The organism is Ignavibacteriales bacterium (genome assembly GCA_020635255.1).
GTDB lineage: Bacteria > Bacteroidota > Ignavibacteria > Tepidaquicellales > Tepidaquicellaceae > JAEYVS01.
This window is the reverse complement of the sequence record JACKAC010000001.1, coordinates 597,501-623,186: the sequence shown is the minus strand read 5'-3', so window position 1 is coordinate 623,186 and position 25,686 is coordinate 597,501. Positions and strand designations below refer to the sequence as shown.

General features: G+C 42.1%; 24 protein-coding genes, 1 tRNA gene and 2 rRNA genes (1 of these 27 cut by a window edge). 4 read left to right on the top strand and 23 right to left on the bottom strand.

Annotation, left to right across the window (positions count from 1 at the left end):
- Positions 1-15 precede the first annotated feature (15 nt).
- The 7 genes from H6614_02890 to H6614_02860 form a co-directional block, all read right to left on the bottom strand.
- Positions 16-2,061: a T9SS type A sorting domain-containing protein gene (locus H6614_02890; protein MCB9242594.1), complete on the bottom strand. Its 2,046-nt coding sequence runs from the start codon at positions 2,059-2,061 to the stop codon at positions 16-18.
- 292 nt (positions 2,062-2,353) lie between these two features.
- Positions 2,354-3,667 (bottom strand): T9SS type A sorting domain-containing protein, encoded by a 1,314-nt coding sequence (locus tag H6614_02885; GenBank protein MCB9242593.1) that lies wholly within the window; start codon positions 3,665-3,667, stop codon positions 2,354-2,356.
- A gap of 222 nt (positions 3,668-3,889) precedes the next feature.
- On the bottom strand, positions 3,890-4,279 hold the full coding sequence (locus tag H6614_02880; GenBank protein ID MCB9242592.1) for a VOC family protein: 390 nt from the start codon (positions 4,277-4,279) through the stop codon (positions 3,890-3,892).
- A 1-nt stretch (position 4,280) separates the two neighbouring features.
- Positions 4,281-5,003 carry an SDR family NAD(P)-dependent oxidoreductase gene (locus H6614_02875; protein ID MCB9242591.1) on the bottom strand — a complete coding sequence of 241 codons (723 nt, stop codon included), beginning with the start codon at positions 5,001-5,003 and terminating at the stop codon, positions 4,281-4,283.
- A gap of 23 nt (positions 5,004-5,026) precedes the next feature.
- On the bottom strand, positions 5,027-5,890 hold the full coding sequence (locus H6614_02870) for a transketolase (protein ID MCB9242590.1): 864 nt from the start codon (positions 5,888-5,890) through the stop codon (positions 5,027-5,029).
- Positions 5,883-6,542, bottom strand: a complete 660-nt coding sequence (locus H6614_02865) for a glycerol-3-phosphate acyltransferase (protein ID MCB9242589.1) — start codon at positions 6,540-6,542, stop codon at positions 5,883-5,885. Before H6614_02865 ends, H6614_02870 begins: the two co-directional genes overlap by 8 nt.
- Positions 6,543-6,547: 5 nt before the next feature.
- On the bottom strand, positions 6,548-7,429 hold the full coding sequence (locus tag H6614_02860; protein MCB9242588.1) for a DUF1460 domain-containing protein: 882 nt from the start codon (positions 7,427-7,429) through the stop codon (positions 6,548-6,550).
- 76 nt (positions 7,430-7,505) lie between these two features.
- On the opposite strand from H6614_02860, the gene H6614_02855 reads away from it, so the two are divergent.
- Positions 7,506-7,964, top strand: coding sequence for a GNAT family N-acetyltransferase (locus H6614_02855; GenBank protein MCB9242587.1), 459 nt, complete (start codon positions 7,506-7,508; stop codon positions 7,962-7,964).
- Here H6614_02855 and H6614_02850 read toward each other — a convergent pair.
- From H6614_02850 to H6614_02810, 9 genes are all read right to left on the bottom strand, one after another.
- Positions 7,946-8,722 carry a CPBP family intramembrane metalloprotease gene (locus H6614_02850; protein ID MCB9242586.1) on the bottom strand — a complete coding sequence of 259 codons (777 nt, stop codon included), beginning with the start codon at positions 8,720-8,722 and terminating at the stop codon, positions 7,946-7,948. The two genes, H6614_02855 and H6614_02850, sit on opposite strands and share 19 nt — an antisense overlap.
- Before the next feature lie 3 nt (positions 8,723-8,725).
- Positions 8,726-10,186, bottom strand: a complete 1,461-nt coding sequence (gene dnaB, locus H6614_02845; GenBank protein MCB9242585.1) for a replicative DNA helicase — start codon at positions 10,184-10,186, stop codon at positions 8,726-8,728.
- A 12-nt stretch (positions 10,187-10,198) separates the two neighbouring features.
- A complete protein-coding gene (locus H6614_02840; protein ID MCB9242584.1) occupies positions 10,199-10,765 on the bottom strand; it encodes a uracil-DNA glycosylase in 567 nt (188 codons plus the stop codon).
- Between the two features lie 387 nt (positions 10,766-11,152).
- Entirely contained in the window at positions 11,153-12,358 is a 1,206-nt protein-coding gene (gene coaBC, locus H6614_02835) for a bifunctional phosphopantothenoylcysteine decarboxylase/phosphopantothenate--cysteine ligase CoaBC (protein MCB9242583.1), read from the bottom strand.
- 11 nt (positions 12,359-12,369) lie between these two features.
- A complete protein-coding gene (locus H6614_02830; GenBank protein ID MCB9242582.1) occupies positions 12,370-12,654 on the bottom strand; it encodes a DNA-directed RNA polymerase subunit omega in 285 nt (94 codons plus the stop codon).
- 10 nt (positions 12,655-12,664) lie between these two features.
- Positions 12,665-13,225: a guanylate kinase gene (gmk, locus tag H6614_02825; GenBank protein MCB9242581.1), complete on the bottom strand. Its 561-nt coding sequence runs from the start codon at positions 13,223-13,225 to the stop codon at positions 12,665-12,667.
- An 18-nt stretch (positions 13,226-13,243) separates the two neighbouring features.
- Positions 13,244-14,125 (bottom strand): YicC family protein, encoded by an 882-nt coding sequence (locus H6614_02820; GenBank protein MCB9242580.1) that lies wholly within the window; start codon positions 14,123-14,125, stop codon positions 13,244-13,246.
- Positions 14,122-14,874, bottom strand: coding sequence for an SDR family oxidoreductase (locus H6614_02815; GenBank protein ID MCB9242579.1), 753 nt, complete (start codon positions 14,872-14,874; stop codon positions 14,122-14,124). The genes H6614_02820 and H6614_02815 overlap by 4 nt, the downstream gene beginning before the upstream one ends.
- A 53-nt stretch (positions 14,875-14,927) precedes the next feature.
- Positions 14,928-15,000 (bottom strand) — tRNA-Arg (locus tag H6614_02810).
- Between the two features lie 158 nt (positions 15,001-15,158).
- Between H6614_02810 and H6614_02805 the strand changes: the two genes are divergently transcribed.
- The gene (locus tag H6614_02805) at positions 15,159-15,965 is read left to right on the top strand and encodes a helix-turn-helix transcriptional regulator (protein ID MCB9242578.1); all 807 of its coding nucleotides are present in this window, start codon (positions 15,159-15,161) and stop codon (positions 15,963-15,965) included.
- 220 nt (positions 15,966-16,185) lie between these two features.
- Positions 16,186-17,163, top strand: coding sequence for a serine hydrolase (locus H6614_02800; protein ID MCB9242577.1), 978 nt, complete (start codon positions 16,186-16,188; stop codon positions 17,161-17,163).
- 14 nt (positions 17,164-17,177) lie between these two features.
- On the opposite strand, the gene H6614_02795 is transcribed toward H6614_02800, so the two are convergent.
- The 3 genes from H6614_02795 to H6614_02785 all read right to left on the bottom strand — a co-directional run bounded on the left by H6614_02795 (position 17,178) and on the right by H6614_02785 (position 18,939).
- Positions 17,178-17,618: a hypothetical protein gene (locus H6614_02795; protein ID MCB9242576.1), complete on the bottom strand. Its 441-nt coding sequence runs from the start codon at positions 17,616-17,618 to the stop codon at positions 17,178-17,180.
- A gap of 255 nt (positions 17,619-17,873) precedes the next feature.
- Entirely contained in the window at positions 17,874-18,515 is a 642-nt protein-coding gene (locus H6614_02790) for an outer membrane beta-barrel protein (protein MCB9242575.1), read from the bottom strand.
- Positions 18,516-18,534: 19 nt separating this feature from the next.
- Positions 18,535-18,939 (bottom strand): hypothetical protein, encoded by a 405-nt coding sequence (locus H6614_02785; protein MCB9242574.1) that lies wholly within the window; start codon positions 18,937-18,939, stop codon positions 18,535-18,537.
- Between the two features lie 184 nt (positions 18,940-19,123).
- Between H6614_02785 and H6614_02780 the strand changes: the two genes are divergently transcribed.
- On the top strand, positions 19,124-20,557 hold the full coding sequence (locus H6614_02780) for a hypothetical protein (GenBank protein MCB9242573.1): 1,434 nt from the start codon (positions 19,124-19,126) through the stop codon (positions 20,555-20,557).
- A 1-nt stretch (position 20,558) separates the two neighbouring features.
- On the opposite strand, the gene H6614_02775 is transcribed toward H6614_02780, so the two are convergent.
- The 4 genes from H6614_02775 to H6614_02760 form a co-directional block, all read right to left on the bottom strand.
- Positions 20,559-21,821: an FAD-dependent oxidoreductase gene (locus tag H6614_02775; protein MCB9242572.1), complete on the bottom strand. Its 1,263-nt coding sequence runs from the start codon at positions 21,819-21,821 to the stop codon at positions 20,559-20,561.
- A gap of 129 nt (positions 21,822-21,950) precedes the next feature.
- Positions 21,951-22,865, bottom strand: a complete 915-nt coding sequence (locus H6614_02770; GenBank protein MCB9242571.1) for a tetratricopeptide repeat protein — start codon at positions 22,863-22,865, stop codon at positions 21,951-21,953.
- Positions 22,866-22,997: 132 nt separating this feature from the next.
- Positions 22,998-23,112: ribosomal RNA gene (gene rrf, locus H6614_02765) — 5S ribosomal RNA — on the bottom strand.
- A 115-nt stretch (positions 23,113-23,227) separates the two neighbouring features.
- A 23S ribosomal RNA gene (locus tag H6614_02760) occupies positions 23,228-25,686 on the bottom strand; it runs 433 nt beyond the window's last position.

Here is a 25,686-nt window from a genome sequence, read left to right as displayed (position 1 = left end):
AAAATTAGATGAATATTACTTAATTAACAGCATTTTCTTGGTTTGAGAGAAATCATTTCCAGCTACAAGACGATAAAAATACACTCCACTGGATAGATCGGAAGCATCGAAGGAATAGGAATATGAATTTGCCTGGAGGTCATCATCGACGAGAACTTTTACCTGCCTCCCAATGACATCATAGATCACTAACTTTGTTCTAATAACCGCTGTCCCAATGTCATCAGGAATATCGAATTTAATTGTGGTAACCGGATTAAAGGGATTTGGATAATTTTGATACAGAGTATACTTAACAGGTATTCCGTTATTTACATTTTCCCAATTTGTTCCCCCGGTTGTTGTTTTAAGTATCACACCATTATCACCTGCTATCCAGCCGGTTTTATCATTTGCAAACTCTATCTGGTTCAGATCTGACGTTACACCGCTTTCAATTAATTTCCACGTATCCCCTCCATCAGTTGATGTATATATAATACCGTCATTTCCGACTATATGAACAGTGTAAAAATCGGACATTGTAACCCCGTTAAAAACCAGATCAGGTTCAGGATTTCCCGTGTAGAGTTCTTCGAGAAGATTCGTTCCCGTAGTTCGCAGTATCACAGAGTTATACCCGACAAAAAAGCCATAATCTTCGCTGTAGAAATAACAGTCTGTATATTCGGTTTGATAAAAATATTGTATTAAATATGTCCAGTTTCTCCCATTATTACTGCTCTTATATAGCGAATTACCGGAGATCATGTAAATTGTCGAATCACCGATCAGAAAAAAGTCATACACCTCTGGATGTCCGGGTAATCCGAAAGGTCTGGGTATAGTATCTATGAGATTTCCATCATAATCAAATCTATGAATTTGATAATCCTTGATTGTATATAAAGAATTATCCCTAAAACGAATATCCGACCTTCTCCAGAAGTAAGTAGAGTCTCTAATTACCTGCCAGGATGTGCCTCGATCGGTAGTCCTTAATATTTGCCCTGGGTAATTAATTCTACCCATAATAAATCCGGTATCGATATTCAGGAAAGCCATGGAATAGAAATCATCTTCGTATTCATTGATTTTAGTAAAATTCCACGACTCTCCGGAGTTTGTAGTATTATATACTGAATACAAATATTTGGCAGTTGGACCTCCGCTTATCCAGCAATTATTCTCGTCTAAAACGGATAGATTTATATAGTCGAATGAATGAAATGGGAAGTGGAGGATATCATAATAGGAACCTCTAAAAAGGCTTATCCCTTTTGTTCCGCAGGCATAAACAGAATCCGGGTTTAATACGGAGATAGATTTCACTTTACTTATGCCGAAGTTATTAAAATAAGAGAATGCAAAGGTATTTCCTCCGTCTGTCGAAACCTTCATTCCTTCTCCGACCACGTAAATTAATGTATCGTTAATTATCTTTGCTTCATATAGTATCTTTCCAAAATTAGTGTGCGACGCGGTATCTGCATCGGTCCAGCTTTCGCCGTGATCGAGACTTCGCAATACATAACCGGAATCACCAACCACAATCCCTATGTCGTTTCGTGTATCGATATCCGTAAACTGAGCTGTAAAATTTAAACCGGTATTTTGTCGGTTCCAGGTTTCACCTGCGTTGGTAGTTCGCAGGATAGTACCGTTTGAACCGACAGCATTTCCGGTATCTTTATTAAAAAACTTTATAGCAAGAAGATAGTATGAATCATTTTGATCCTTTAAAATCCATGTCAAGCCATCATTAGTGGATTTCAAAATTTTTCCTCTTTCACCCACAGCTATTATGTAATTACTGTTTACTTCGATGTCAAAAATATTGTCGGATATTCCACTGATAAGGTTTTCCCATTTCTTACCGCCATCGGTGGTTTTTAGGATTGTGCCCCCATGCCCTGCAATATAACCCGTCGAATTGTCCTTAAATGATATTGACCTCAAATGATATGAAAACCCCGTAGGGATCTTTTTCATATCTATTCCCCCGTTTTCGGAATAGTAAATTTCACCGTAATCACCTGCAGCGACAATTTTGTTTGAAGGAAAATAAATGAGGTCATTCACGGTTCCGGTATAGGAAAAATAATTTTGAGTTTCCCAGCCGGATGTGAATTGAGAGAAAAGACTATTTATGGTAGTAAAAAGAAAAAATAAAAGTATAAATCCCCGCATATACTTGATTTTATACTTTCTACTACAAATTTCAGGCCAAAGAAAATATTATATTTTTGTAAAATATTAAATTAAAGAAGTGAAGTAAGTTAATAAACTCACTTTAAAAGGTAGTTGAAATGCTATATTTTAACAAAAAAACCCGGTATGACCGGGTTTTTTTAGATCCTTTGCTATATTATCGTTACTTGACCAGTAGCATCTTTTTAGTTTCTATGAATCCATCCGTCTCAAGCTTATAAAAATAAACCCCGCTGGATAGATTCCCGCCGTGGAATGAATACTCATACGTGCCGGAATTGAGTTCGCCGTTTACCAGAACAGCCACTTCCTTACCTGAAGCATCGAAGACACTGAGCTTTACATTATTTTTTGATCCCGCACCCGGAATAGAAAACTTGATCTTTGTTTCCGGATTGAAAGGGTTTGGATAATTTTGTTGCAGGGTGTAATCTACCGCTTGTGAAGTTATATTGGTTATACCAACCAAAGCGCCTCCGGTAGTTGTTTTCAACAATAATCCTACCCTGCCGCAGATCCATCCCGTATTATCATCGACAAATGCAACATCTTCAAGATATTGTACCTGACCTGTTGACTGCTCTGTCCAATTACTTCCGCCATCGGTAGTTTTTATTACAATTGGAAAAGATGTTCCGCCCTTCGAGCCCACTACATATCCGGTTGTAGCGGATGTAAAATGAACACCAAAATAATTATCGGAGGGTGATTGCCCTGTAGTAAGGGCAGTCCAATTTCCCCCGGAATTGGTCGTCTTTGCTACAGTTCCAAAGAAACCGCATGTGTACCCCGTTGTTGCGTTTCCAAATGAAACATCAGTTTGTATCGAAGTCGAGGTCGAAAAGCCGTATGCCCAGTTACTTCCCGAATTGGAAGTAGAAAGTATATATGCATTATTTGGGATTGTCTGGCTTCCCGTCGCGTAACCGATCGAAGACGTTGGAAAATCGAATGAATAAACGATCACTGCCGAACCCGGGAATACTCTCACCCAGTTCGTACCGCCGTTTGATGTCATAATCATAGCAGAAGTGTCACCGCCTCCGAAATCCTTCCCGGCAATCCCCACATCGGCAGAAAAGAAATGAACACAATATAGATTATTCCCCGAAGTATTTGATGCCTGCATTACCCAGTTAGTACCTCCATTGGTGGTTTTCAATATCACACCGTCACCCGATGGAAACGGACCATTACCAACTGCGTAGCCTGTCATTGCGTCCACAAAGAACACACCGTTGAGCGTCTCGGTCGTTCCGGAGGATTGTAATGCCCAATTTGTGCCTCCATTAGTGGTTTTAATGATTGTTCCTCCCTGACCTACACAGTAGCCTGTCATATCATCGATAAATGAAAGCGACAGCAGGTCATTACCACTGGCGTTACTTACCTGTGTAAACCAGCCCTGTGAAAGGACTGAATTAAATGAAATAGCAAGAAAAACCATTGAGAACAGAAATTTAAGAAGTTTTTGCATTTTTGAATTCTCCTTGTTTTGTTAATTAAACTATTCTCAATTTATAAGCATTTATTATCGGTATTATTATCAGCAATACTATTTACTAGCCGGGGAGCAAAATAAGAAATTATTTCACAATGATTTAATGTAAGGAAGGGTGACTCTTTATTCCCGCACGCTAAATAAAAGTATCGTAAAAAGTTTAATTATACAAGGAAAGCTGAAAAGTATTCTCTAAACTTAACGGAGGATTTCCCCAAAGGCTATATCATAACCATCCGGATCATTTATTCCAAATTCCTTCACACCATAAGGTGCAGTATATAGATCCCAGTCGATTGTTGCTCCGTTCTCTTTGAATTCCTTGTATAGCGTTTCTACATCATCCGTCCAGAAGTAGATATTGGAGGTTTTTTCACGGATCTTCCAGTAGGGCTTAATTTCGGAAGGATCTTTGACCTGCCCAAACATTACATAGTTATTATCCCTTTTCATTATGGCAAAAGTATTCTCACCAAAGGTATTCACAAGCTCAAAACCAAGTTTATCCTTCCAGTATTCAATGCTTTTTTTCATATCGGCAACTAAAAGAGTCGGCGCCACCGCTGTAAGCTTTGCTTCTGATCTCATTCTATTTCCATGGATTGGTTCCCCAAAGCTCTATGTCATTTACCAAAGCACGCTGGGGAAGCCTTATAGCGAGCGCGATCGACTCTGCCACATCTTCCATCCTCATGTAAACACCTTTCCCGCCTTTCTTAATATCAGACTCATCTTTATTTCTGGTATCAACAGATGATGGACTTACGGTAATAACTCGAATGTTATTCGGACGAACTTCTTTATTAAGACATTCACTGAATGAGTTGAGTGCGTGCTTAGAAGCTGAGTATGCCGTACCGCCTTCATAACCGCGTTTGCCTGCTGTCGACGAAATATTTACTATTGTACCACCGTTCTGCTTTATCATGTAGGGTAGCACAAGTTGTGTTAAATATATTACCCCGCGGAGATTTGTGTTCATAATCCTGTCGAAATCTTCCATCTTAAGCTCAGTAACATTATATCGCCCAAATTGCGCCGCATTGTTTATTAATACATCCACTGTACCGAATTTCCCTATGGCTTCGTCCACTATCTTTCTGCAATCCTCTTCGCTGGACACGTCTGCCTCGACAAAAAGCACGTTTTCCTTATCGCCCTTTAAAAACGGCAACACTTCATCCAGATCGTTACGCTTTCTTGAAACCAGTACTAGTTTTGGATTATCTGCTGAGAGGTTTATTGCGGTTGCCCTGCCGATGCCTCGTGAGGCACCGGTCAGGATTATAACTTTATCCTTTAAAGATTCCATTTTGATTCATCATTTTCTCTAAATTACACAAAATCACCATACTTTGTCGGTTCAAGCTCGCTGAGAGCCTGCTCTGCCTGCTCATGTGATGGAGGTACGCCGTGCCATTGATATTTGTCTTCCATAAATGAAACGCCCTTACCCATATATGTATTGGCTATTATCACCGACGGCTTCCCTTTGAAATCCTTCGCGGCTTTTATCGTATCCAGTATCGCCTGCATATCGTGCCCGTCCATCTCAAAAACTTCCCAATTAAACGCCCTCAGCTTATCCGCGAGCGGTTCTATCTCCATCACGTTCTCGGTCCTGTTGTCTATCTGGCAATGGTTTCTGTCTATTATCATTGTAAGGTTGTCACATTTATGATGCGCGGCTGTCATCAGCGCCTCCCATATCTGCCCTTCCTGCAATTCACCATCACCGCATATACAATACACGTGATTCGACTTCCCATCCAATCTTAACCCCAAAGCCGCTCCTACAGCAATAGAGAGTCCCTGTCCCAGAGATCCTGACGCGATCTCTACACCCGGAACACCGTGAGTTTTTGCTGGAGCCGGGTGGCCCTGCAGCCTGCCGTTTATCTGGCGGAGCGTTTTTAGCTCTTCCAGGGGTATGTATCCGCGCCGGGCAAGTGTAGGATACCAAACAGGCGCTATATGTCCTATCGAAAGGAATAAAAAATCCCGTTCACCCATTTCCGGGTTTTCATTATCTACGTTCATAATATTAAAATAGAGTGCGGTGAAAATATCCGCCATACCAAGAGGTCCCCCGGAGTGTCCGGTTTGAGCAATATTCAGCTCATTAATAATGTCCCTCCTAATCTGGCGAGCCATTTCATTTAGATCATCTATGGATGTCAATTGGGGATTTTTACTCATTTTCTTTCTTTTTTAATAATTCTACGATAGGATTAATATGCTTTAGTAATATAATTAAACTTATTGAGGAACTGAAGACAAATAGTTGCTCCTCTAAGGCTGTGTAATAACCGCCACTTCCCACGTCAATATAACCAAGCGTAAATTGCAAAATGAAGCCCGATAATATATACACCGTCAAAGGCATTAATATTGTTGCGATCACATTTCCCCAGTGTACATTCCTTTTAATAAGGAAGGTCGCCACGAAGAGGAAACACCATATCACCATCAACCAGTAATTGATCAGCATAGATGCTCCTGCAGCAGTTGCAAGCCCTCTCCCACCTTTGAACTTAAGAAAGATAGAATAGTTATGACCAATAACGAGCATTACAGCAGGAATCATTATATAAGGAAGGTAAAGATCGAATACAAATATCAGAACAGCCACCGGAATAAATCCTTTGAGGAAATCAAACGCGAACACTACAAAGCCTGTCATCTTAGACCCAGTAACGTCGAATGAATTCATAGCGCCGACATTGCCGGAGCCTTCATCCATTATGTTCTTACCGTGAAATTTTTTCAGTACCAGGAATGCGCTTGGAATGGAACCTATCAGGTAGCACACAATACAGGCGATAATATAAAATAGAATAAATCCCGTCATCAAAATTATAATGCGAGCGGTCTCGCAACCATAATGCCTGATTGCTTCTTATTGCCCGCAAGATACTCCTTAAGCTCTTCACCGCTGATAATCACTTCCTTCTTAGGATAGGAAGCATGCATAAAATACGTCCCGGTATCGTCTTTATAAATAAACCCGGTGTGTGTAATGTCCAGCCCCGCGATGTCCGTTGTCGTGCCTATAATATCTCCGGTTTGAAGAAGATCGTAATACTGATCCACTTCACCCTTTGGTATATAATACATCTGGCGAGAGTTTATTTCGGCTTCCACATTTTCCATTGCCTGGAAATTAGCAGGATCGTTCTTAAGCTGTTTATATGAATCAGGGTGAGTGGTCATGTAATCAATAGTCTTATTATAAGGCTTTCCGCCAATACCGGAAGTTATATCTTCGACGACACCTTTTTGCTGGTTATTATATATCCAATCAGAAAAATAGTGCAGACGTGACGGATAGCCGTCCATATTTCCGTCCCTGTAGCGGATGAATTCCAGTTCCTTCTTATAATCTTCGAATTCCGTTTTTCCTCTTTTTACGAGCCTGGACATTATAAGTGTATTTTCGACAAATGTTACGCAATCGAGCCCGGTTACTTTTATCACCAGCGATTCTTTCATGTTTTCATCGAGCGTGCCGCCGACGTATTCCGTCCCTATGAACGATTTACCGACTTCGGCAATAATTTCATTCAGAGGAAGCTCCTGCAGTGAAGCAGGAAATGATTTGAGGATCTTCTGGCATTTCATATCCTCGTAGTCATCGAAAAAGCTCAAAGCTCTCGATGCTCCGCTCGATAATCTTCCCAGGAAAACTCCTGACACAGACATCAACACCGCACCCTTTAAAAAGTCCCTTCTATCCATTTCAATACATTTTTTATTTTGCTAATTTAAAATAATAAATTTATTCAAAGTAATTAATGAATTCCCAAATCCTTATATGAGCATAAAAATACGCAAAGCAAAGAAATCCGACGGCAAAGAATTTCTCCGTTTAATTAATGAGCTGGCTGATTTCGAAAAACTTGACCGTCCTGACAAAAAAGCCCAAAAACGGCTTCTGAGAGATACTTTTTCAGATAAACCGCTGATAAAAGTACTCCTGGCATTCGATAAGAGTTCCGGTAAAGCGGTCGGATATGCAATATACTTTTTCACATATTCGTCTTTCAGAGCGCGACCTACTCTATATCTGGAAGACATCTATATATCGGGAGATCAGCGAAGCAAGGGCATAGGGCAGATGTATATGGCTGAACTCAGAAGGATAGCAGAGAAGAAAAAGTGCGGGCGGATGGAATGGGTGGTTCTCGACTGGAACGTTAATGCGATAAAATTTTACGACAAGCTCGGCGCACGCCAGATGAACGAATGGATAACTTATCGAATAGACCTCTGAGCTTTACTACGGGGAATTAAGAATGCTATATATGGGATAACCATACTTGTTCCCATCCACATCATCACTGCTTTTTGTGCTGATTCTGTCATCTCTCCTCCCGCGACAATCGGTATCACCATGTCAATTGCAAAATGCACAATAGCCGGTGCCCAGATAGTATTATTGCCTCTTTCATAAAGCCTAGCTAACGGAAATGACGACACCGCGGCAAGAAGTACAGCCGTACCTCCAACAAATATCCCCTGAGTAATCATTATCGGAATATGAGCGAGTGTGAAAAATAATACAGACATCCAAACTGCTTTAGCGAAACTCCTTCCCTGCCTAAGGTGATTGAACAAATAACCGCGATATAACACTTCCTCTGCAATACCGTGCAATACAAAGACACCCAGCGCAAGCCTGATCCAGTTAGTAGGCAACGTAAACTCATACCCGGTTACAGATGTGATAAGCGGGAAACAAAGAAATAGCAAAAGAGCAATTACTACTGCAAATATGATAGAGGAACCGGAAGGAATACCAAAACCAAGGATAGAGAAGACTTCGCTCATCCTTGATTTTAAAAGACCCACTTCGACTATTGCGGCCGTCGCAACAACCGATAGGGCGATGATCAAGGCAAAAACCGGATTCAAAGGATCACCGAAGCCGGCTACGATCTCGAGCACGGAATAAATTATTACATACCCGATTATATGCAATAAAAAAGCCGGCACAACCGGCTTATTAATATTTGGTCTGATGTCAGTCATTCGTTAGAAGGGCATATCTTCTTCTTCATCCACACTGAGGCTTCGTTCATCTATCCTTGGGCTCTTGTGCATATTCTCGAACTTAGCATACTCATTAAGGAATATTAATTCAAAATCTCCCGTCGGTCCGTTTCTCTGTTTACCGATTATTATTTCCGCTTTACGTTTAAGCTCCTGGTGGTCGGGATTATGTTCATCAACTTTCATTCCCATGATGGGTCTGTGTACGAACATTACCACGTCAGCGTCCTGCTCGATAGCACCGGATTCACGAAGATCGGCAAGCTGAGGGCGTTTCTCCTTACCTCTCTGCTCGATGCCACGATTAAGCTGAGCGCACGCGACAACCGGTATATCGAGCTCCTTTGCAAGAGCCTTTAATCCGCGCGAAACATATGCAACTTCGAGGTCTCTTCGCTCGGCGTTGTCAGGTCCTTTTACAAGCTGTAAGTAATCGACGATTATCATATCTATATCGTTGTCCTGCTTCATCCTCCTTGCTTTTGCTCTCAGCTCAAGTATAGAAAGCTCACTCGAATCGTCTATATAGAGATTCGTTTTTAGCTTATGATATGTGTTCAAAACTTTGTTCCAGTCTTCGGGAGTCGATTTACCGGATTTCAAGAGCTTACCGTCAACTCTCGCCTCACCTGCAAGAAGCCTTAGTATCAATTCACGTACGGACATTTCCAGGCTGAACAGGCCGATAGATTTGTTGTGATCAACCGCCGCATTCCTGGCTATATTCAACGCAAAAGCCGTTTTACCATGTGACGGACGGCCTGCTACGATTATAAGCTCAGATTTCTGAAGACCTACAGTAAGCTCATCGAGCTTCACATAACCGGTTGGTATTCCTATGATACCGCTTCTGTTTGTACGCTGATCGCCTAGTTCGGAGATGAGCTTTTCTATCTCTTCTTTTACGGAAACGATCTTCTTTTTGGAAAGTGATTCGGAAATATCGAGTATCTTCTGCTCCGCCTCATCCAGTACAGTGAAAGTATTTATAGTAGGATCAAAGCATTTGTTAACGATCTTCGATGAGATATTAATCAGGTAGCGCAGTATATACTTTTCGAAAATTATCCTTGCGTAATAATCAGCGTTTGCTGAAGTAGAAACTGCCGAGCTCAGGTCTATGATATATTCTACACCTCCTATCTCATCCAGTTTTCCCATCCGCCTCAGCTCTTCCTTGAGCGTATTCGGGTCTATCGGTTCCTTTTTCGCATCCAGGTTTATCATAGCCTGGAATATAATACCATTAGCCGGGCGGTAAAAATGCCTGCTGTCGAGTATCTGGAGAACTTCGTTCATAACCATATTGTCGAGCATCACCGCGCCGATGACGTTCTCTTCAAGGTCGAGCGCGTTAGGGGCTATGCGCCCCTCACCCAGATCCTGGTTTTCATCGGGGATATCTACTAATTCCAGCGTTTGTTTTTTTGTACTCTTTGCCAATCTATATTAAAATTATTTATTTACTACTTTGTCATATTCCGCTTTCAGAAGCTGAACATCCTCCCACGTGGGTTTTTTCCAATGTGGATTTCTGAGCAATGCCGCAGGGTGATACGTAACCATCATCGGAATTCCGTTGTACGAGTGGAATCGTCCACGCAATTTACCGAGAGGCTCCTTACTCTTCAACAAAGTTTGTGACGCAAACGTGCCGAGAGCAAGTATAAACTTTGGTTTTATCAGCTCAAGCTGTTTAATAAGATATGGCTCACATTGCTTTATTTCAAATGGCAAAGGATTCCTATTATCCGGCGGGCGGGATTTGAGGATATTACAGATATATACGTCCTCTCGCTGAAAATTGATAGCCTCAAGAATCTTAGTCAGCAGCTGTCCGGCTCTTCCGACGAACGGCTTACCCTGTTTATCCTCTTCAGCGCCGGGTGCTTCGCCAACACAAACCAGATCAGCATTCGGATTCCCTACGCCAAAAACGAAGTTAGTCCGCGTTTTCCATAGATCGCACTTCTGACAATTACAGATCATCTTGTTGAGTTCATCCAGGCTGTTTGCATCCATCCAGTCCTCTCTCACAAGTGAGTACAGCACGTCATCTTCACGCACCAAACCGTCTTCGCCCGGCTGTGAAGGTTTTGCTTTTTTCTCGATACTTTTTTCTTTTGCTTTCACTGTTTGATCGGATGGTGAATTTCCCGGTGTCCTTGCCACCTCACTTTCAAAAATGCTGACAGGGCTGTACTTCTCTTTATACCTGAGGAAATTTCTCGCCCCTTCGAGGATTTCGTCTAATTCACTCAATGAGATTAGGTTGAAAATATTTGTTGATAGGTAAATATAAACGGTAGGAATACAAAAATAAAGAGCTAATTTTACATCTATTTAAAATTCTATAAATGTTAATAATGTTAGTAAAAAGGGTGTGATTGTTAGGTGTTTGTTAATAAGCTAACCTACAAACTTATCTATTATTTTGTTAGCTACCTCATATTTACTCATCAGCGGAAGTTCTTCTTTATCGTCTTTATCTATAAATGTCACTACGTTAGTATCTGTACCAAACCCCGCGCCTTCGGTGTTAGGATTGTTAAGAACTATTAGATCGAGATTCTTGCGTTCGAATTTATCTCTCGCGTTTGCTTCACCATTATCCGTTTCCATAGCGAATCCCACAAGCTTATATCCTGCTTTGTTTTTCCCGAGATAATCAAGTATGTCAGGTGACTTACCGAACTCGAATGTAAACTTATCCTGTCCCTCTTTCTTTATCTTACTTGCGCTAGATTCGAGCGGTTTAAAATCTTCCACAGCCGCTGTCATAATAATAATATCGGCTCCGGACATGTTTTCCTTTACAGCGTCGAGCATTTCCTCCGCCGTCTCCACGTCCACTCTCTTTACTCCTTGTATGTCGTCGAGATTTACCTTTCCGGTTACAAGAGTTACGTCCGCGCCTCTTTCCTTAGCGGCTCTCGCAACAGCAAAACCCATCTTCCCGGAGGAGTGATTTGTAATGAACCTCACTGCGTCAATGTATTCTAGAGTTGGTCCGGCTGTCACCAGCACTTTCTTTCCCTTCAGATCTTCCTGCCTGCTTAGCTCATTCTTCACAAACTCGAATATCGTCTCGGGCTCAGCCATACGCCCTATCCCTATCAGTCCGCTCGCCAGTTCCCCGGATTCCGGGTCGATGATCTTGTACCCCAGCTTTTTGAGAGATTTTATGTTATCCTGTGTTACCTCGTTATTGTACATATCGTCATCCATGGTAGGTGCAATAACGATGGGGCACCGCGCGGAGAGCACAGTTGCGAGAAGGAAGTTATCGCTCTCGCCGTGTACTATCTTAGCTATTGTATTCGCCGTGGCCGGGGCAATAACAAAAATGTCAGCCCATAGCCCAAGGTTTACGTGCCAAGTCTGTGTATCAACTGTCTCTGATTTTTCGGGATCATCCTGCGGAAGGAGATTTATCAGCACCTCATTTTTAGAGAGCGCCGATAGTGTGACGGGTGAGACGAACTTCGTTGCGGAGGGTGTCATTATGACCTTTACCTCCGCGCCTTCCTTGACGAAATACCTTACAAGATAACATACCTTGTAGGCGGCTATACCGCCGCTGACGCCAAGTAATATTTTCTTTCCCTTAAGCATCGGGAATAAGATTATTCACTATCCCTGTACCTGAACTCCAGCTCGCCGTCCGTCATTTCCTTGATAGCCTGTATGGTCGGCTTGTCTCTCATTTCGAATTCCAGCGAGATGTTCAGCTTGTCCTGGTTCATGATAGTATCGTCTTCGGTTTCCTTTTCAATGACCGGCTGAAGCCTCTGGCCAAGCTCTAACTTATGCTCGTCATTGATCGTCCTTGCTCTTTTTGAGCAAATTACGGTCGCTTCATAAAGATTCGATGCATCTGCCTCGAATTTGTCCAGGTCCAATGTTTTCATTGCCATGTTCTTAATCCTCTAATTTATAATTTTTAATTATTTTTTCTACTTCATTTACTGCCGTCTGCAGGTCGTCATTTACGACCCTGAAATCGAATTCCTTTCCCTTTTCCATCTCCATATCTATCCTTTTCAATCTCTCCTCTATATGATCGTTCGGTTCCGTTCCCCTGTTTATCAGTCTTTCTCTCAGCGTTTCTTTATTCGGCGGCTCGATGAAAATTAAAACCGCTTTCTGCCCATATAAATTCTTTATAGAAAGAGCGCCCTTTACGTCTATATCGAAGATCAGGTCTCTTCCCGCCATTATTTCCTTATGAATGAACGACTTCAGCGTACCGTAAAAATGATCATTAAACAACTTCTCGTATTCAACCATCTCGTCATTATCTATCTTCTCCTGAAACTCTTCCTTCGTAAGGAAGAAGTAATCTTTACCCTCGATCTCGCTTTCTCTTTTGGGTCTAGATGTCGCCGACACAGAAAATACCAATTCCGGCATATCATTCAAGACTTCTCTAACAATCGTTGTTTTTCCTGCACCCGAAGGAGCCGAGATCACAAAAAGCATTACGAATGTTTAATTAATTTATTCAACATTTTGCAACTGCTCCCGTATCTTCTCAAGCTCTTCTTTAAGCACCGATGCCGATTGGGAAATCTCGGCGCTCATCGATTTGGAAGCGATAGTGTTCACTTCCCTGTTCATCTCCTGCACCAGGAATACAAGCCTCCTGCCCGCAAGTTCCTCAGAATCAATATACTCACCAAAATATTTCAAATGGCTGTCGAGCCTCGTACACTCCTCGCTTATGTCCAGTTTATCGGAGAGGAGCACCAGCTCCATTTCCAATCTCTTCTCATCGATGATCGTCTTATCGCCCATTATAGTTTCGACCTTCTTAGCCAGCTTTTCTTTAGCTTCCGGCTTATTCTTTTCAGATATTTCTAGTATTCTGCCTGTCTCTTTACCAATAAATTCTATCCTCTTCAAAAGATCTTCCCTTATATGACTGCCTTCCTTGAGCTTCATCGCGACAACATCATCGAGCGCTTTATTCAGCAGTGACGCGATAAAATCAAACTCTTCATTCGATACTTCCTCCGCGTCGTTTGTATCCATGACATCGGAAAATTTCAACAACTGATCCAGCCCTATCTCGCTCTGAATACCGGTAGCTTTTCTTAGCTCATCCAGCATGCTGTAGTAATACTTAGCCGCGTCCGTATTCACCTTTGCCATGTTTTCCATGTCGCCATCGGCTTTTACCATAAGTGATGCGTTTATCTTTCCCCGCGAAATCTTTTTCTTTACGATATCCTTAAGCTGAAAATCCCTGGACGACATATACCTGGGGTATTTAAAACTTATTTCACAGAACCTGTTATTCACCGATCTCAGCTCTATCGAATAATTTCTGCCTCCGAAGTCGCCCTCGGCCTTGCCGTAGCCGGTCATGCTTATTATCATACTAAGACCCTGCCTCCATCGACAATGAAAATATGTCCTGTAATGTATTCGTTTTCTTTTGCAAGATATTTTATTAAACTTGTTATGTCGCTCGCTTTACCGAACTCTTTCATAGGGTACTTCTTTACTTCCTCCGGATCGACAGTGTAATTCGGATCGTCCTCTATGACTATCGTCCCGGGCGCAATACCGTTCACGAGAATTTCCGGAGCCAGCTTTCGCGCTGTTATCTTTGTCAGCTTATGCACACCGGCTTTTGCGACAGAATACGGAATAAAGCGGGACCAGTTCAGAATTCCGCCCAGCGAACACATATTAATGATCCGCCTGCGGTTCTCTCTTTCCTTTCCTGCGCCGGACTCCAGCATCAGCTTCGCGCCCTGCTGTGAACAGAAGAGCGTTCCTTTCAGATTTATTCCCAGGAACGTGTCTATATACTCTTCGGTAATGTCAAAGAAATCAACTCCCTCGAATATCGCGGCGTTATTGACCAATACGTCCAGTCTGCCCGCCTCCTTTCTCACCATGTCAAACATCGCTTCCACTTCACCGGATCTGCTGATGTCGGCTTTAACGGGGTAAGCCTTAACACCGAACTTTTCTATCTCTCCGGCTGTCTCTGCGACCGTCTCCGGTGATGAACCGCTGTAGTTCATCACTATATCAAAACCTGCCTCTGCAAGGGATAATGAGATATCCCTGCCTAACCTCCTTGCTCCGCCGGTTACGAGTGCAACTTTATTGCTCATTACTCTATAAACTCTTATCTCTAAAGTCTCTACGAACTGCGCGTCTGCGCCTGTGCCCTTGGGATGAATCGAACATCCGACACTCGGTTTAGGAAACCGATGCTCTATCCACTGAGCTACAAGGGCAGATTACGTGAATTTATAAGATAATTTGATTTTAATACTTATACAATTCAATAATTTAGGTGAGGATGAGCACCGGCAATATCTGATAAACTAATACCCTTACAAAAGCATCATATGTTTAACTTCACATAACCTGATATATTGTTTATATTAAACTTATGAAAGTTCTTGACTCTGGAAGTTATTTCGGCGATCATAATACGATCCTGCGGTATAAAGGATTGATCATTACCGATACTGCATACACGCACAAATATGTAGGATGGCATTACCACGAAAATCCCTATTTCACTTTTCTCCTGGAAGGAAAACTCTACGAAGCTAATAGAAAAGAATCGTATTATTGTAACCCAGGCACTTTGTTATTTCACAATTGGCAGGATGCTCATTATAATGTAAGGCATTCATCCACAGCGCGTGGGCTCCATATAGAGCTTGGTAACGGTTGGCTCAGGGAAAACCGGATCGACGAAAAGAACTTTGAAGGCAGTAAAATTATCAATAACAGTATTGTTAAAAATATCTTTTTAAAAATCCACCACTTGATTAGCAAAGGTAAGCCCGATGCCTCAGAAATAGAAAACCTGGTTATACAATTATGGAGCCGGCTCACAAAACATTCCGGGAGGAAAGAGACCGGAACACCAAACTGGGTAAATACCGTTAGAGAAATAGTACATTCCAGATTCACGCACAGTATTTCCCTCAGCAACCTGGCATCCTATGCCGGTATCCATCCTGTATATCTCAGCAGTGAATTTCCCCGGTATTTTAATGCGACTCTTGGAAGTTACATTAGAAACCTCAGAATAGAAAAATCCCTGCATCTCCTCGCAAATTCCGAACTCACACTTACACAGATAGCCTATACGTGCGGGTTCTCGGACCAGAGTCATTTCATAAGAGAGTTTAAGAAAGTAAAATCCTTTACTCCCTCTGCCTACAGAAAGTCTCATCTCGGATAAACCTTAATATTGTTCTATTTAGCTCTCACAGAAACCTTTATTTTTGGATATAGTAATTAATCATTTACAAATGCGAATACCGCTCAACACGTTTATTATCATACCACTAATCATAATCAGTACATGTCTATGTAAAGCTCAGGACAATGGAACTCCCGAAGATCTCGATGACGGACTTAAAACAGGAGACCCCTCATCGTATAATCTTTCACTATCCATCATGAGGAGCCTCGACAGCGCAATCGACGCCGGAGCTTTTAAGAATATAAACAGCGTGCTAATTGCAGAAAATAATGAACTCATTTATGAAAAGTATTACAATGGATACAAAAGCTCATCCCTACAGGATACACGGTCGGTCACAAAAACCATAACAGGGATGCTGATAGGAATCGCAATCGATAAAGGATTCATTCCTTCGGAAAAGACTTATATAATGGACTACTTCCCAGACCTGCAACCGGTGGAAAACCCTGACCCGCGTAAAAACCAAATTACAATAGAGGATTTCCTCACAATGAGCTCATTGCTTGAATGTGACGATGATAACAGCTTTTCGAGGGGCAATGAGGAAAGAATGTATCTCATAGAGGACTATGTAAAGTTTACTCTGGATCTTCCCATAAAGGGCTTCCCGGCGTGGGTAGAGAAACCGGAGGATTCCCAGTACGGAAGAAGCTTCAGCTATTGCACCGCGGGGGTAGTGACACTTGGAGCCGTCCTTGAGAAAGCAACCGGAATGAAAGTGGATGAATTCGCAACGAGGTACCTGTTCGAGCCGCTGAACATTACAAATCCCCAATGGCAGAAAACTCCTACGGGGCTTCCAATGACAGGAGGCGGACTGGGATTGACAGCACGCGATTATGTTAAGTTATGTCTTATGTATAATAACAAAGGAATGTGGAACGGTCAGAGGATAATCTCCGAAGAATGGATAGAAAAATCTACTACATCAAAAGCAAATGCTGGCAAATACCTGGATTATGGCTATCTTTGGTGGCTAGAAAATTTTGGCGACAGGAAGGAAAAATACTACTCCTATTCGATGAGGGGAAACGGGGGAAGCAAAATTGTCGTATTTCCCGACCTGGATGCGGTTGTAGTATTAACAGGCTCACTATATGGCTCGAGAACTGGACATGAGCAAACCGAAAAAATAATAAACGATTATATACTCCCGGCATTAGGTAAATAAGTTACCAGTACACCTCACTGTATAGCGCTAAGATAATACTCAAATCCCGCGATGAGGTCGGTTTCCGGCTCGTCCGGCGGACCTGACATCTCACCCGTCATTGGATCTTCACGGCAAACCAGTTTGTTGTCTTTGAAATAATATATCTCGTACATATTTGAATCCGAAGTAAACGAAGTCACCTTAAAACACACTGCATACCCACCGGATACGAAGATCTCCTGCATGAATTGTTTTGCGTCTACAGTCAGCTTAATGAGGTCATTATTGACATAGAATGCTGTCAGCCCGGTACCATCTTCGAGAGTCGTATTCAGTACCTTTGCGTCAAGCAGGTTATTCTCGGCAGTTATGACTATTCCATCGATTGCCGACATTTCAGCCGTATCACATTGCGCCATTATATCTACACAAAACAGTAAGACGAAAATCGATGTTAAAAGATATTTGCCCATATCAAAGTTTTTAATTTATTACATTAAAAATAAAAACTTTAAGAATAAATTGAAAACTTAATATTGGGGAATTGTTGCATCTTTTGGAAAATCTAAATAGCCCGCATAAGGGGGTAAGTTCTTACACGGGCTAGTTCATTCGAAAGGAAAATTGAAAGAAGAATTAAAAATTCTTATTTTAAGTGAGGAGCGGTTCCATACAACCGCTCCCCGGAGAAAACATGTTTGAAATCAATCAAACATGCCCGTGTAAAATCAGATCTTAAATTTCAGCGCTGCACCAAGCTGGAATGTAAGGACACTGTTACTGACACCTGTAAAATTATAGGTGTCAGTAACGGGTATCATAACCATAAAGTCTGTTCCCATATACATGTTATTGCCTAACGAGAATGTATAACCCGCACCTGTTTTAATATCCAGCCTCATAGTATTGACTTCCGGATTACTTGTCTGAGAAACCGGTGTCTGTCCCGTAGCTGTTTGTGTTATCTCACCGCTATTGGTAATATTAATACCCAGTGAAGGACCTGCTACCATGTAAAATCCGCTGAACTCGGTTTTGAACAGAACTTCCGGGGTTACATAGGCAAGCTTGTAACTCTGCTCGGTTGTTACACCGCCCTGGGTTTGTGAATTCTTGAAATTCCTCATATCGAAAACATTAAGGTTAGCCATCAATCCTATGTGCGGGCTAAAGGAAACATCTATAGTTCCTCCTATAGCCGCCCCGATACCGTTCCATGTGCCTGTCAAACCCTTTTGATTGTAAATATTCAAATTACCTGATAATCTTGGTCCGATCAAAACTTTCTGGGCGTATGTTTTCTCTGTATGGAGTAGCGCTGTTAGCACTATTACTGCAAGAAGTAAAAATTTAAATGTTTTGTTTTTCATTGTTTAAATTTTTTTTGGTTTAAGGAATAGTGAAACTTACTGTTGAAGTAAACGACTGGTTACTCGAGACAGTGGTGCCGTTAAATGTAAACGACCACTGCTGTCCTGTCTGAACACCGGTGTACGGATACCAGCTGTATGACTGCCCGGATGAAAAGACAGTACTAGGATTGGTGTTTGGTACTGAATCCGAAAACTGCTGAGCCGGAAGTGATGCAATTAGATAATTCAGCTTTACGTCTACTCCGGGTGTAAACTGAAAATCATAGCTCTGCGAAGTTCCTGAACCCTGCATAGTAAAGTTCACAGTATTTCCGGTACCGGTCCCGTTAATTCCACTATTCGGATCTACAACATCGGAATTGTTACAACCTGCAATGTACACGGAAATGAAAACCACCAGAACCAGATAAAGGATTTTCATTTTTCCTCCTTTGTGTGTTAAAATTTTTAAAATGGTTTAATTAGTAATGATGCTTCAAAATTATAAGCATAAGTCCAACCCTCCAAAAAAAAATTATCAATGTTTTAGAAAATTTTTAGGAAACTCACTTATAAAAACATAGAAATTTTGCTAAAATCAGCATATATTAGAGAAACTGTTTAGAATGAGAGAGTCAAAATTAATTAAGCTGTTAAAGCGCTTCGATAAGGATGAGGTCAAGAGGTTCAAGGATTTTGTAAGCTCCCCATATTATAATAAGAATAGAAATACCGCCAGGGTTTACGGTGAATTGATCAAATTTTATCCGGATTTTGAGGATTACTCTGAGGAAACGGTCTACAAAAGCAGTTTTGAAACAGAGGAGTTCGATTACTTCGCCATAAAAAATATCCTATCCGATCTCCACGCGCTGGCCATAAAATTTATTCTCGTAGAATATAAGGAAGAGCGTTCTATATCAAAGGAGATCAGAATACTCGAAATGCTTAGGGATAAGCAGGCATTTGACGAATATAAAACACGCCTCGCAAAGACTCAGAAAAAACTGGAGAGTGAAAAAACCGATAGCGAGTTCTATCTCGAAGATAAGCATCAACTGATACTCGAGGAAGCTCTATATTGGAGCATATTCGATCCCAATACAAGATTTGACCTCATGCAACAGGAGCTTGACACTTTAGTTAACTTCTTCATTGTAAAAGTAGTAAAACACTATTGCGCTATCCTCCACGAACTTAAGCAGAATAATTACCCGTTTAAGCTTACAATGATCGATGATATTACACGGTATCTCAAAGGAAGATCGTTTGAAGATGTCCCTATAATAAATTTATATAAGAACATCTTTTTCCTTCAGCAGACAGGTGAATACAAATATTACAATATCCTTCAGGAACTCAGGGATAAGTATTATGACAATCTGAACCGGGGTGACATATATATGCTTTTTACCTACATGAGATCATACACAGTTGTAAATTTTGCAAGAACAATGGACAAAAAATATCTTCGTGATTGTTTTGAACTGGATAAGTTTCACCTCGACAAAGGTATTATACCGCTCGGAAAGATTCTTTATCCGGATTTTATAGCCGTGGTAAAGAATGCGGCAAGCGTCGGTGAATTTGAATGGGCGGAAAAATTCATGGATAAAATGAAGCATGACCTGATCGATGACGTCAAAACGGACGCGCTAAATTTTTCGTATGGATATATGGAATATCTTAAAGGAAATCTCGAAAAGGCAATGGAACTCATTTACAAGGTTAACTTCAACATTTTTATAATGCAGATACAGGTTTATATTATGTTACTCAGGATCTACTACGAGATAGGATATTATGAGGACGGATTGAATCTGATAAAAACAGCAAAAGAATACTTGAAAAAAGAGATAGCCATTGGGGAAATGCAGAAAGGGATCAAGAACTTCCTGGACAGCACTTCAGCGCTAATAAAGCTACGGTTGTCGGTGAAACAAAAAACTGAGATAAACTACGAAAAGGAAAAACTACGAACGAATACCGAAAAAATGAAAAATAACTATTTCGGTGTAAAATCCTGGTTATTAAAACAAATAAAATCGCTTAAGGTCTAACTTACGCATTTACGTATCCCATTTCCTTAAGATATTTATGAACGAATGAAATAACTATAGCCCCCTCACCCACAGCTGAAGCCACGCGTTTAATTGAATTATGCCTCAGATCACCCACTGCAAATACTCCCCGCTGGCTCGTTTCCAGATGGTAAGGATGCCGGTCGTGGTTCCACACACCGGGTTTCCCTTCAGTTAGTATGTCATGCCCGGTAAGAAGATATCCACCGTCATCAGCTTCAAAATCATTTTCCGTTGTGTACTCTACATTAGGTGTTCCTCCTATACAAACAAAAACTCTCCCCGTTTTATACTCGGATTTTTTACCGTCGGATGTTACCTCTATTGATTCCAGATGATTGTCGCCGTATAGCCCGGTTATATTAGAATTATACAACACATCCACGTTATCCTTTGTTTCGATGCGGTTTATCAGGTATTGTGAAAGTGATTCCGCGAGGTTGCCGGACCGCACTACCATCGTTACTTGTTTTGCGTAATGCGCAAGATGCATTACTGCCTGCCCGGCTGAGTTACCACCGCCGACAACAAATACATGCTCATTCACGCAAAAAGGACCTTCTCCCATTCCCGCGCCATAATAAACACCTTTGTTCAGATATTTTTTCTCTTCATCTAATCCCAACTTTCTGTAATTAACTCCTGTGGCACAAATAACACTTTTAGCTAATATCTCTTCACCCTGCCTGGTTTGAATTGCAACCATATCATCCTTATAAAACCCTTTTATTCCTTCCTGGAAAAGAATTAATTCCGTACCAAACTTTATTGCTTGCTGGCGGGCTAGCTCTGCAAGCTCAACACCGCTGATACCATGCGGAAATCCGAGATAATTTTCTATCAGTGAACTCGAACCCGCCTGCCCTCCAACTGCATATCTTTCTATTAAAAGCGTGGAAAGTCCTTCGGAGGAAGCATATACTGCGGCACTTAGTCCCGCAGGTCCTGCACCGAGTATTAATACGTCATACTCTTTTCTGCTTGGGGTGAAGGTCCAGCCCATATGCTCAGCCATTTGTTTCTTTGAAGGCTTATAGAGTACTTCACCACGGGGACAGATAACAACTGGGTATTGGACTTCCTTAAGTGGTTTTCCAAACATCTTAACAGACTCTTCATCAGTGTCTACCTCGATCCAATCATGGTGTACCACAAGGCGTCCAAGATAGTCTCTTGTTTCATATGCTTCTGGAGAAACGGATTGCCCGTAAACCAGGGCTTTAGTACCGGGTTGATAATTCATTAATAGATTTTTGCTTTAATTAAATATAATAAAATTGAACCGCGGATAAAATTAAATTTTTGTCAAAATGTAACAAAAAAAGCCGCTCTGAAAAAAATCAGGACGGTTTATAATCTTCCTAGACTTATACTATTTTTCCTTTTGCTCAATGTCCCATACCACATTCCACTGTTTTACATATTCCTGGATCGGTCCCAGTCCAACACCCGCGCGCCTTTGATTTACATATTCCGGCTCGATAAGATCTTTTACATAGTATGATCCGTCCTCATGCTGATATAATTGTGTCCCGTAAATTTGCATCTTTCCCGTTCTGATATTTACCCTATCGACCATTAGCGCGACCTGAAACCAGTGAGCCTCTCCGCTGTCTGCGGCTTCAATGAACATTGGAAGATATTTTTCCTGGGTTTTTATGTCTGCATGCTGAATGATAAGAAAGGCGGCTTCAGCCGCAGTATTTTTGACATATGATATCTTCGGGATACCGTACTCCGAGATTATTTCTTCTAGCCTGGCGACATTCTCTTCATTTATTCTCGTTTTAAGGTCCCATAGTGCCATGCGGACCAAATTTCCATAGCCATTCTTCTCAGCTATATTGATATGATAGTAATAAGCCTGGTCTTTTAAGCGCATCCTCCATAGCTCTTTGGAAAGCTCGACATTACTGTATTTTCCCAACTTTTTTTCTACCCTTTCGATGAGCATATCCTCCAGTTCACTCCATCGTGGATCATCTATCAGGTGAATGAAAAAAGGATCACTCAAAACGACAACCGAAGTATCATTCCTGACGGCTATAAAGAGGTAGTGAAATGCGCTGTCGATCTGACGATTTAAAGCCAGAGCTCCTGCCAGGTCATATGTATTATCATCGTCATTAGGGTTGGTATTGTACAATCTTTGATATTCTTCGATCGCGGCATCGAGATTGCCGGCGTCTCTGAGACTGTCTGCTAAGGATGTCTGTGTATAAGAAACACTATTCAGCAAAACAACAATCCCCATAGAAAAAAACACTAAAAGTAATTTTTTTTTCATAGAAGGTGTTTTGATTAATTTTCTCCCCTTTTATTAAGGTTACGTATTCGTAAAAAAAATAGTTACGCTATACATTCGGGGTATGTATAACAAAAAAGCCGCTCTGAAATAATCAGAACGGCTTTAGAATAAAACTGGCGAAACCTACTCTGCCGTACAGTTTCCCGCACAGTACCATCGGTAATTCAAGGCTTAACTACTCTGTTCGGAATGGGAAGAGGTGTTTCCCCTGAATTAAATCACCAGAAACTTGTCGTGCGCCTCACTGGCATTCGCCTTTAGGTGATTGACGCACAAACTTGTAGTATAATGTAAAAGTTTTTATTGATGACAAACCTTAGAGCTACCTTATGCAATATAAGATAAAAATTATATGGTAAGTCATTCGGCTTATTAGTACTGCTCGGCTGAACATATTACTATGCTTATACCTGCAGCCTATCACCAGATCATCTCTCTGGAGCCTTATCTTTCCGAAGAAAGGGGATACCTAATCTTGAGGTGAGTTTCGTGCTTAGATGCTTTCAGCGCTTATCTCAACCGAATATAGCTACCCAGCGGTGCCACTGGCGTGACAACTGGTACACCATTGATTCGTTCACTCCGGTCCTCTCGTACTAAGAGCGACTCCTCTCAAGTATCCTGCGCCCGTATAGGATAGAGACCGAACTGTCTCACGACGTTCTGAACCCAGCTCACGTACCGCTTTAATTGGCGAACAGCCAAACCCTTGGGACCTTCTCCAGCCCCAGGATGCGATGAGCCGACATCGAGGTGCCAAACCTCCCCGTCGATGTGAACTCTTGGGGGAGATCAGCCTGTTATCCCCGGCGTACCTTTTATCCTTTAAGCGACGGCAATTCCACACTCTACCGCCGGATCACTAAGTCCTGCTTTCGCACCTGTTCGACTTGTATGTCTCACAGTTAAGCACCCTTATGCCTTTACGCTCTATGCATGATTACCAACCATGCTGAAGGTACCTTTGAAAGCCTCCGTTACAATTTAGGAGGCGACCGCCCCAGTCAAACTACCCGCCTAACACTGTCCCCTACCCTGATTCAAGGGTATAGGTTAGAATCCGAACAAAACAAGGGTGGTATTTCACATTGCGACTCCACCATGGCTGGCGCCACAGCTTCAAAGTCTCCCACCTATTCTACACATGTTTTGTCCAAACACAATGTTAAGTTGTAGTAAAGGTGCACGGGGTCTTTTCGTCCGTATACGGGTAACCGGCGTCTTCACCGGTACCACAATTTCACCGAGCGCGCAGTCGAGACAGTGACCAAATCGTTACACCATTCGTGCAGGTCGGAACTTACCCGACAAGGAATTTCGCTACCTTAGGACCGTTATAGTTACGGCCGCCGTTTACTGGGGCTTCAATTCAAAGCTTCGCCGAAGCTAACCTCTCCTCTTAACCTTCCAGCACCGGGCAGGTGTCAGTCCATATACATCGCCTTAAAGGCTTGGCATAGACATGTGTTTTTGATAAACAGTCGCTTGGCCCATTTCTCTGCGGCCCCTATTGCTAGGGGCACCCCTTATCCCGAAGTTACGGGGTTAATTTGCCGAGTTCCTTGACTGCGTCTAACTCGAGCACCTTAGAATACTCATCCCATCTACCTGTGTCGGTTTGCGGTACGGTCATCTAAACAATACACACGGCTTTTCTCGGCAGCTCTTTCACTACGATAGAAATCCAATAATCTATCGCAACTACGGATCTGCGTCCCCGTGTTTAACGTTTTCGATGGTGCAGGAATATTAGCAATTGTGCCTGCTTTCCATTACCTACGCCTTTCGGCCTCGGCTTAGGGTCCGACTAACCCTGAGATGATTAACATTGCTCAGGAAACCTTAGATTTTCGGTGTCTAGATTTTTCGTCTAGATTATCGTTACTCATACCAACATTTTCTTTTCTGTAAACTCCAGCAATCATCGCTGATCACCTTCGCTGTCGACAGAATGCTCCTCTACCACTTCCTAAGAAGTCCACGATTTCGGCACAATGTTTAGTCCCGTGTATTATCGGCGCTAAGTCGCTTGACTAGTGAGCTATTACGCACTCTTTAAATGAATGGCTGCTTCTAAGCCAACATCCTAGTTGTCTGTGCAACTTAACATCCTTAGTCTGTTAACATTGATTTGGGGGCCTTAATCGGTGGTCTGGGTTGTTCCCCTTTTGGCAATGAAGCTTATCCCCCACTGCCTGACTCCCGAGAAACATATGAACGGAATTCGGAGTTTATCTGGGTTTGGTACCGTTGTAACAGCCCTAGCCCAATTAGTGCTCTACCTCCGCCATACTTTGTCTCGAGGCTAGCCCTAAAGCTATTTCGAGGAGTACGAGCTATTTCCGAGTTTGATTGGCCTTTCACCCCTATCCACAGTTCATCCAAGCGGTTTTCAACCCACACTGGTTCGGACCTCCATACCGTTTTACCGGTACTTCATCCTGACCATGGATAGATCACACGGTTTCGCGTCTACCGCATGTAACTTAACGCCCTATTCGGACTTGCTTTCGCTGCGGGTACGATTCTTAAAACCTTACCCTGCTACATACGAGTAACTCGTTGGTTCATTAAGCAAAAGGCACGCAGTCACCCAGGCAAGCCTGGGCTCCTACCGTTTGTAAGCAAATGGTTTCAGGTTCTATTTCACCCTCCTGTCAGGAGTACTTTTCACCTTTCCCTCGCGGTACTTGTGCACTATCGGTCACTGGCGAGTATTTAGCCTTACCGGATGGTTCCGGCAGATTCCCACAGAATTCCACGTGCTCCGTGGTACTCGGGATACTTTCAAGAGTTTTAA

Bases quoted from the DNA above. Each gene is read 5' to 3' on its own strand.
- H6614_02885 (MCB9242593.1), bottom strand. From the start codon at position 3,667: ATGCAAAAACTTCTTAAATTTCTGTTCTCAATGGTTTTTCTTGCTATT.
- H6614_02880 (MCB9242592.1), bottom strand. From the start codon at position 4,279: ATGAGATCAGAAGCAAAGCTTACAGCGGTGGCGCCGACTCTTTTAGTT.
- H6614_02875 (MCB9242591.1), bottom strand. From the start codon at position 5,003: ATGGAATCTTTAAAGGATAAAGTTATAATCCTGACCGGTGCCTCACGA.
- H6614_02870 (MCB9242590.1), bottom strand. From the start codon at position 5,890: ATGAGTAAAAATCCCCAATTGACATCCATAGATGATCTAAATGAAATG.
- H6614_02865 (MCB9242589.1), bottom strand. From the start codon at position 6,542: ATGACGGGATTTATTCTATTTTATATTATCGCCTGTATTGTGTGCTAC.
- H6614_02860 (MCB9242588.1), bottom strand. From the start codon at position 7,429: ATGGATAGAAGGGACTTTTTAAAGGGTGCGGTGTTGATGTCTGTGTCA.
- H6614_02855 (MCB9242587.1), top strand. From the start codon at position 7,506: ATGAGCATAAAAATACGCAAAGCAAAGAAATCCGACGGCAAAGAATTT.
- H6614_02850 (MCB9242586.1), bottom strand. From the start codon at position 8,722: ATGACTGACATCAGACCAAATATTAATAAGCCGGTTGTGCCGGCTTTT.
- H6614_02840 (MCB9242584.1), bottom strand. From the start codon at position 10,765: ATGGATGCAAACAGCCTGGATGAACTCAACAAGATGATCTGTAATTGT.
- coaBC (MCB9242583.1), bottom strand. From the start codon at position 12,358: ATGCTTAAGGGAAAGAAAATATTACTTGGCGTCAGCGGCGGTATAGCC.
- H6614_02830 (MCB9242582.1), bottom strand. From the start codon at position 12,654: ATGAAAACATTGGACCTGGACAAATTCGAGGCAGATGCATCGAATCTT.
- gmk (MCB9242581.1), bottom strand. From the start codon at position 13,225: ATGCTTTTTGTGATCTCGGCTCCTTCGGGTGCAGGAAAAACAACGATT.
- H6614_02820 (MCB9242580.1), bottom strand. From the start codon at position 14,125: ATGATAATAAGCATGACCGGCTACGGCAAGGCCGAGGGCGACTTCGGA.
- H6614_02815 (MCB9242579.1), bottom strand. From the start codon at position 14,874: ATGAGCAATAAAGTTGCACTCGTAACCGGCGGAGCAAGGAGGTTAGGC.
- H6614_02805 (MCB9242578.1), top strand. From the start codon at position 15,159: ATGAAAGTTCTTGACTCTGGAAGTTATTTCGGCGATCATAATACGATC.
- H6614_02800 (MCB9242577.1), top strand. From the start codon at position 16,186: ATGAGGAGCCTCGACAGCGCAATCGACGCCGGAGCTTTTAAGAATATA.
- H6614_02795 (MCB9242576.1), bottom strand. From the start codon at position 17,618: ATGGGCAAATATCTTTTAACATCGATTTTCGTCTTACTGTTTTGTGTA.
- H6614_02790 (MCB9242575.1), bottom strand. From the start codon at position 18,515: ATGAAAAACAAAACATTTAAATTTTTACTTCTTGCAGTAATAGTGCTA.
- H6614_02785 (MCB9242574.1), bottom strand. From the start codon at position 18,939: ATGAAAATCCTTTATCTGGTTCTGGTGGTTTTCATTTCCGTGTACATT.
- H6614_02780 (MCB9242573.1), top strand. From the start codon at position 19,124: ATGAGAGAGTCAAAATTAATTAAGCTGTTAAAGCGCTTCGATAAGGAT.
- H6614_02775 (MCB9242572.1), bottom strand. From the start codon at position 21,821: ATGAATTATCAACCCGGTACTAAAGCCCTGGTTTACGGGCAATCCGTT.
- H6614_02770 (MCB9242571.1), bottom strand. From the start codon at position 22,865: ATGAAAAAAAAATTACTTTTAGTGTTTTTTTCTATGGGGATTGTTGTT.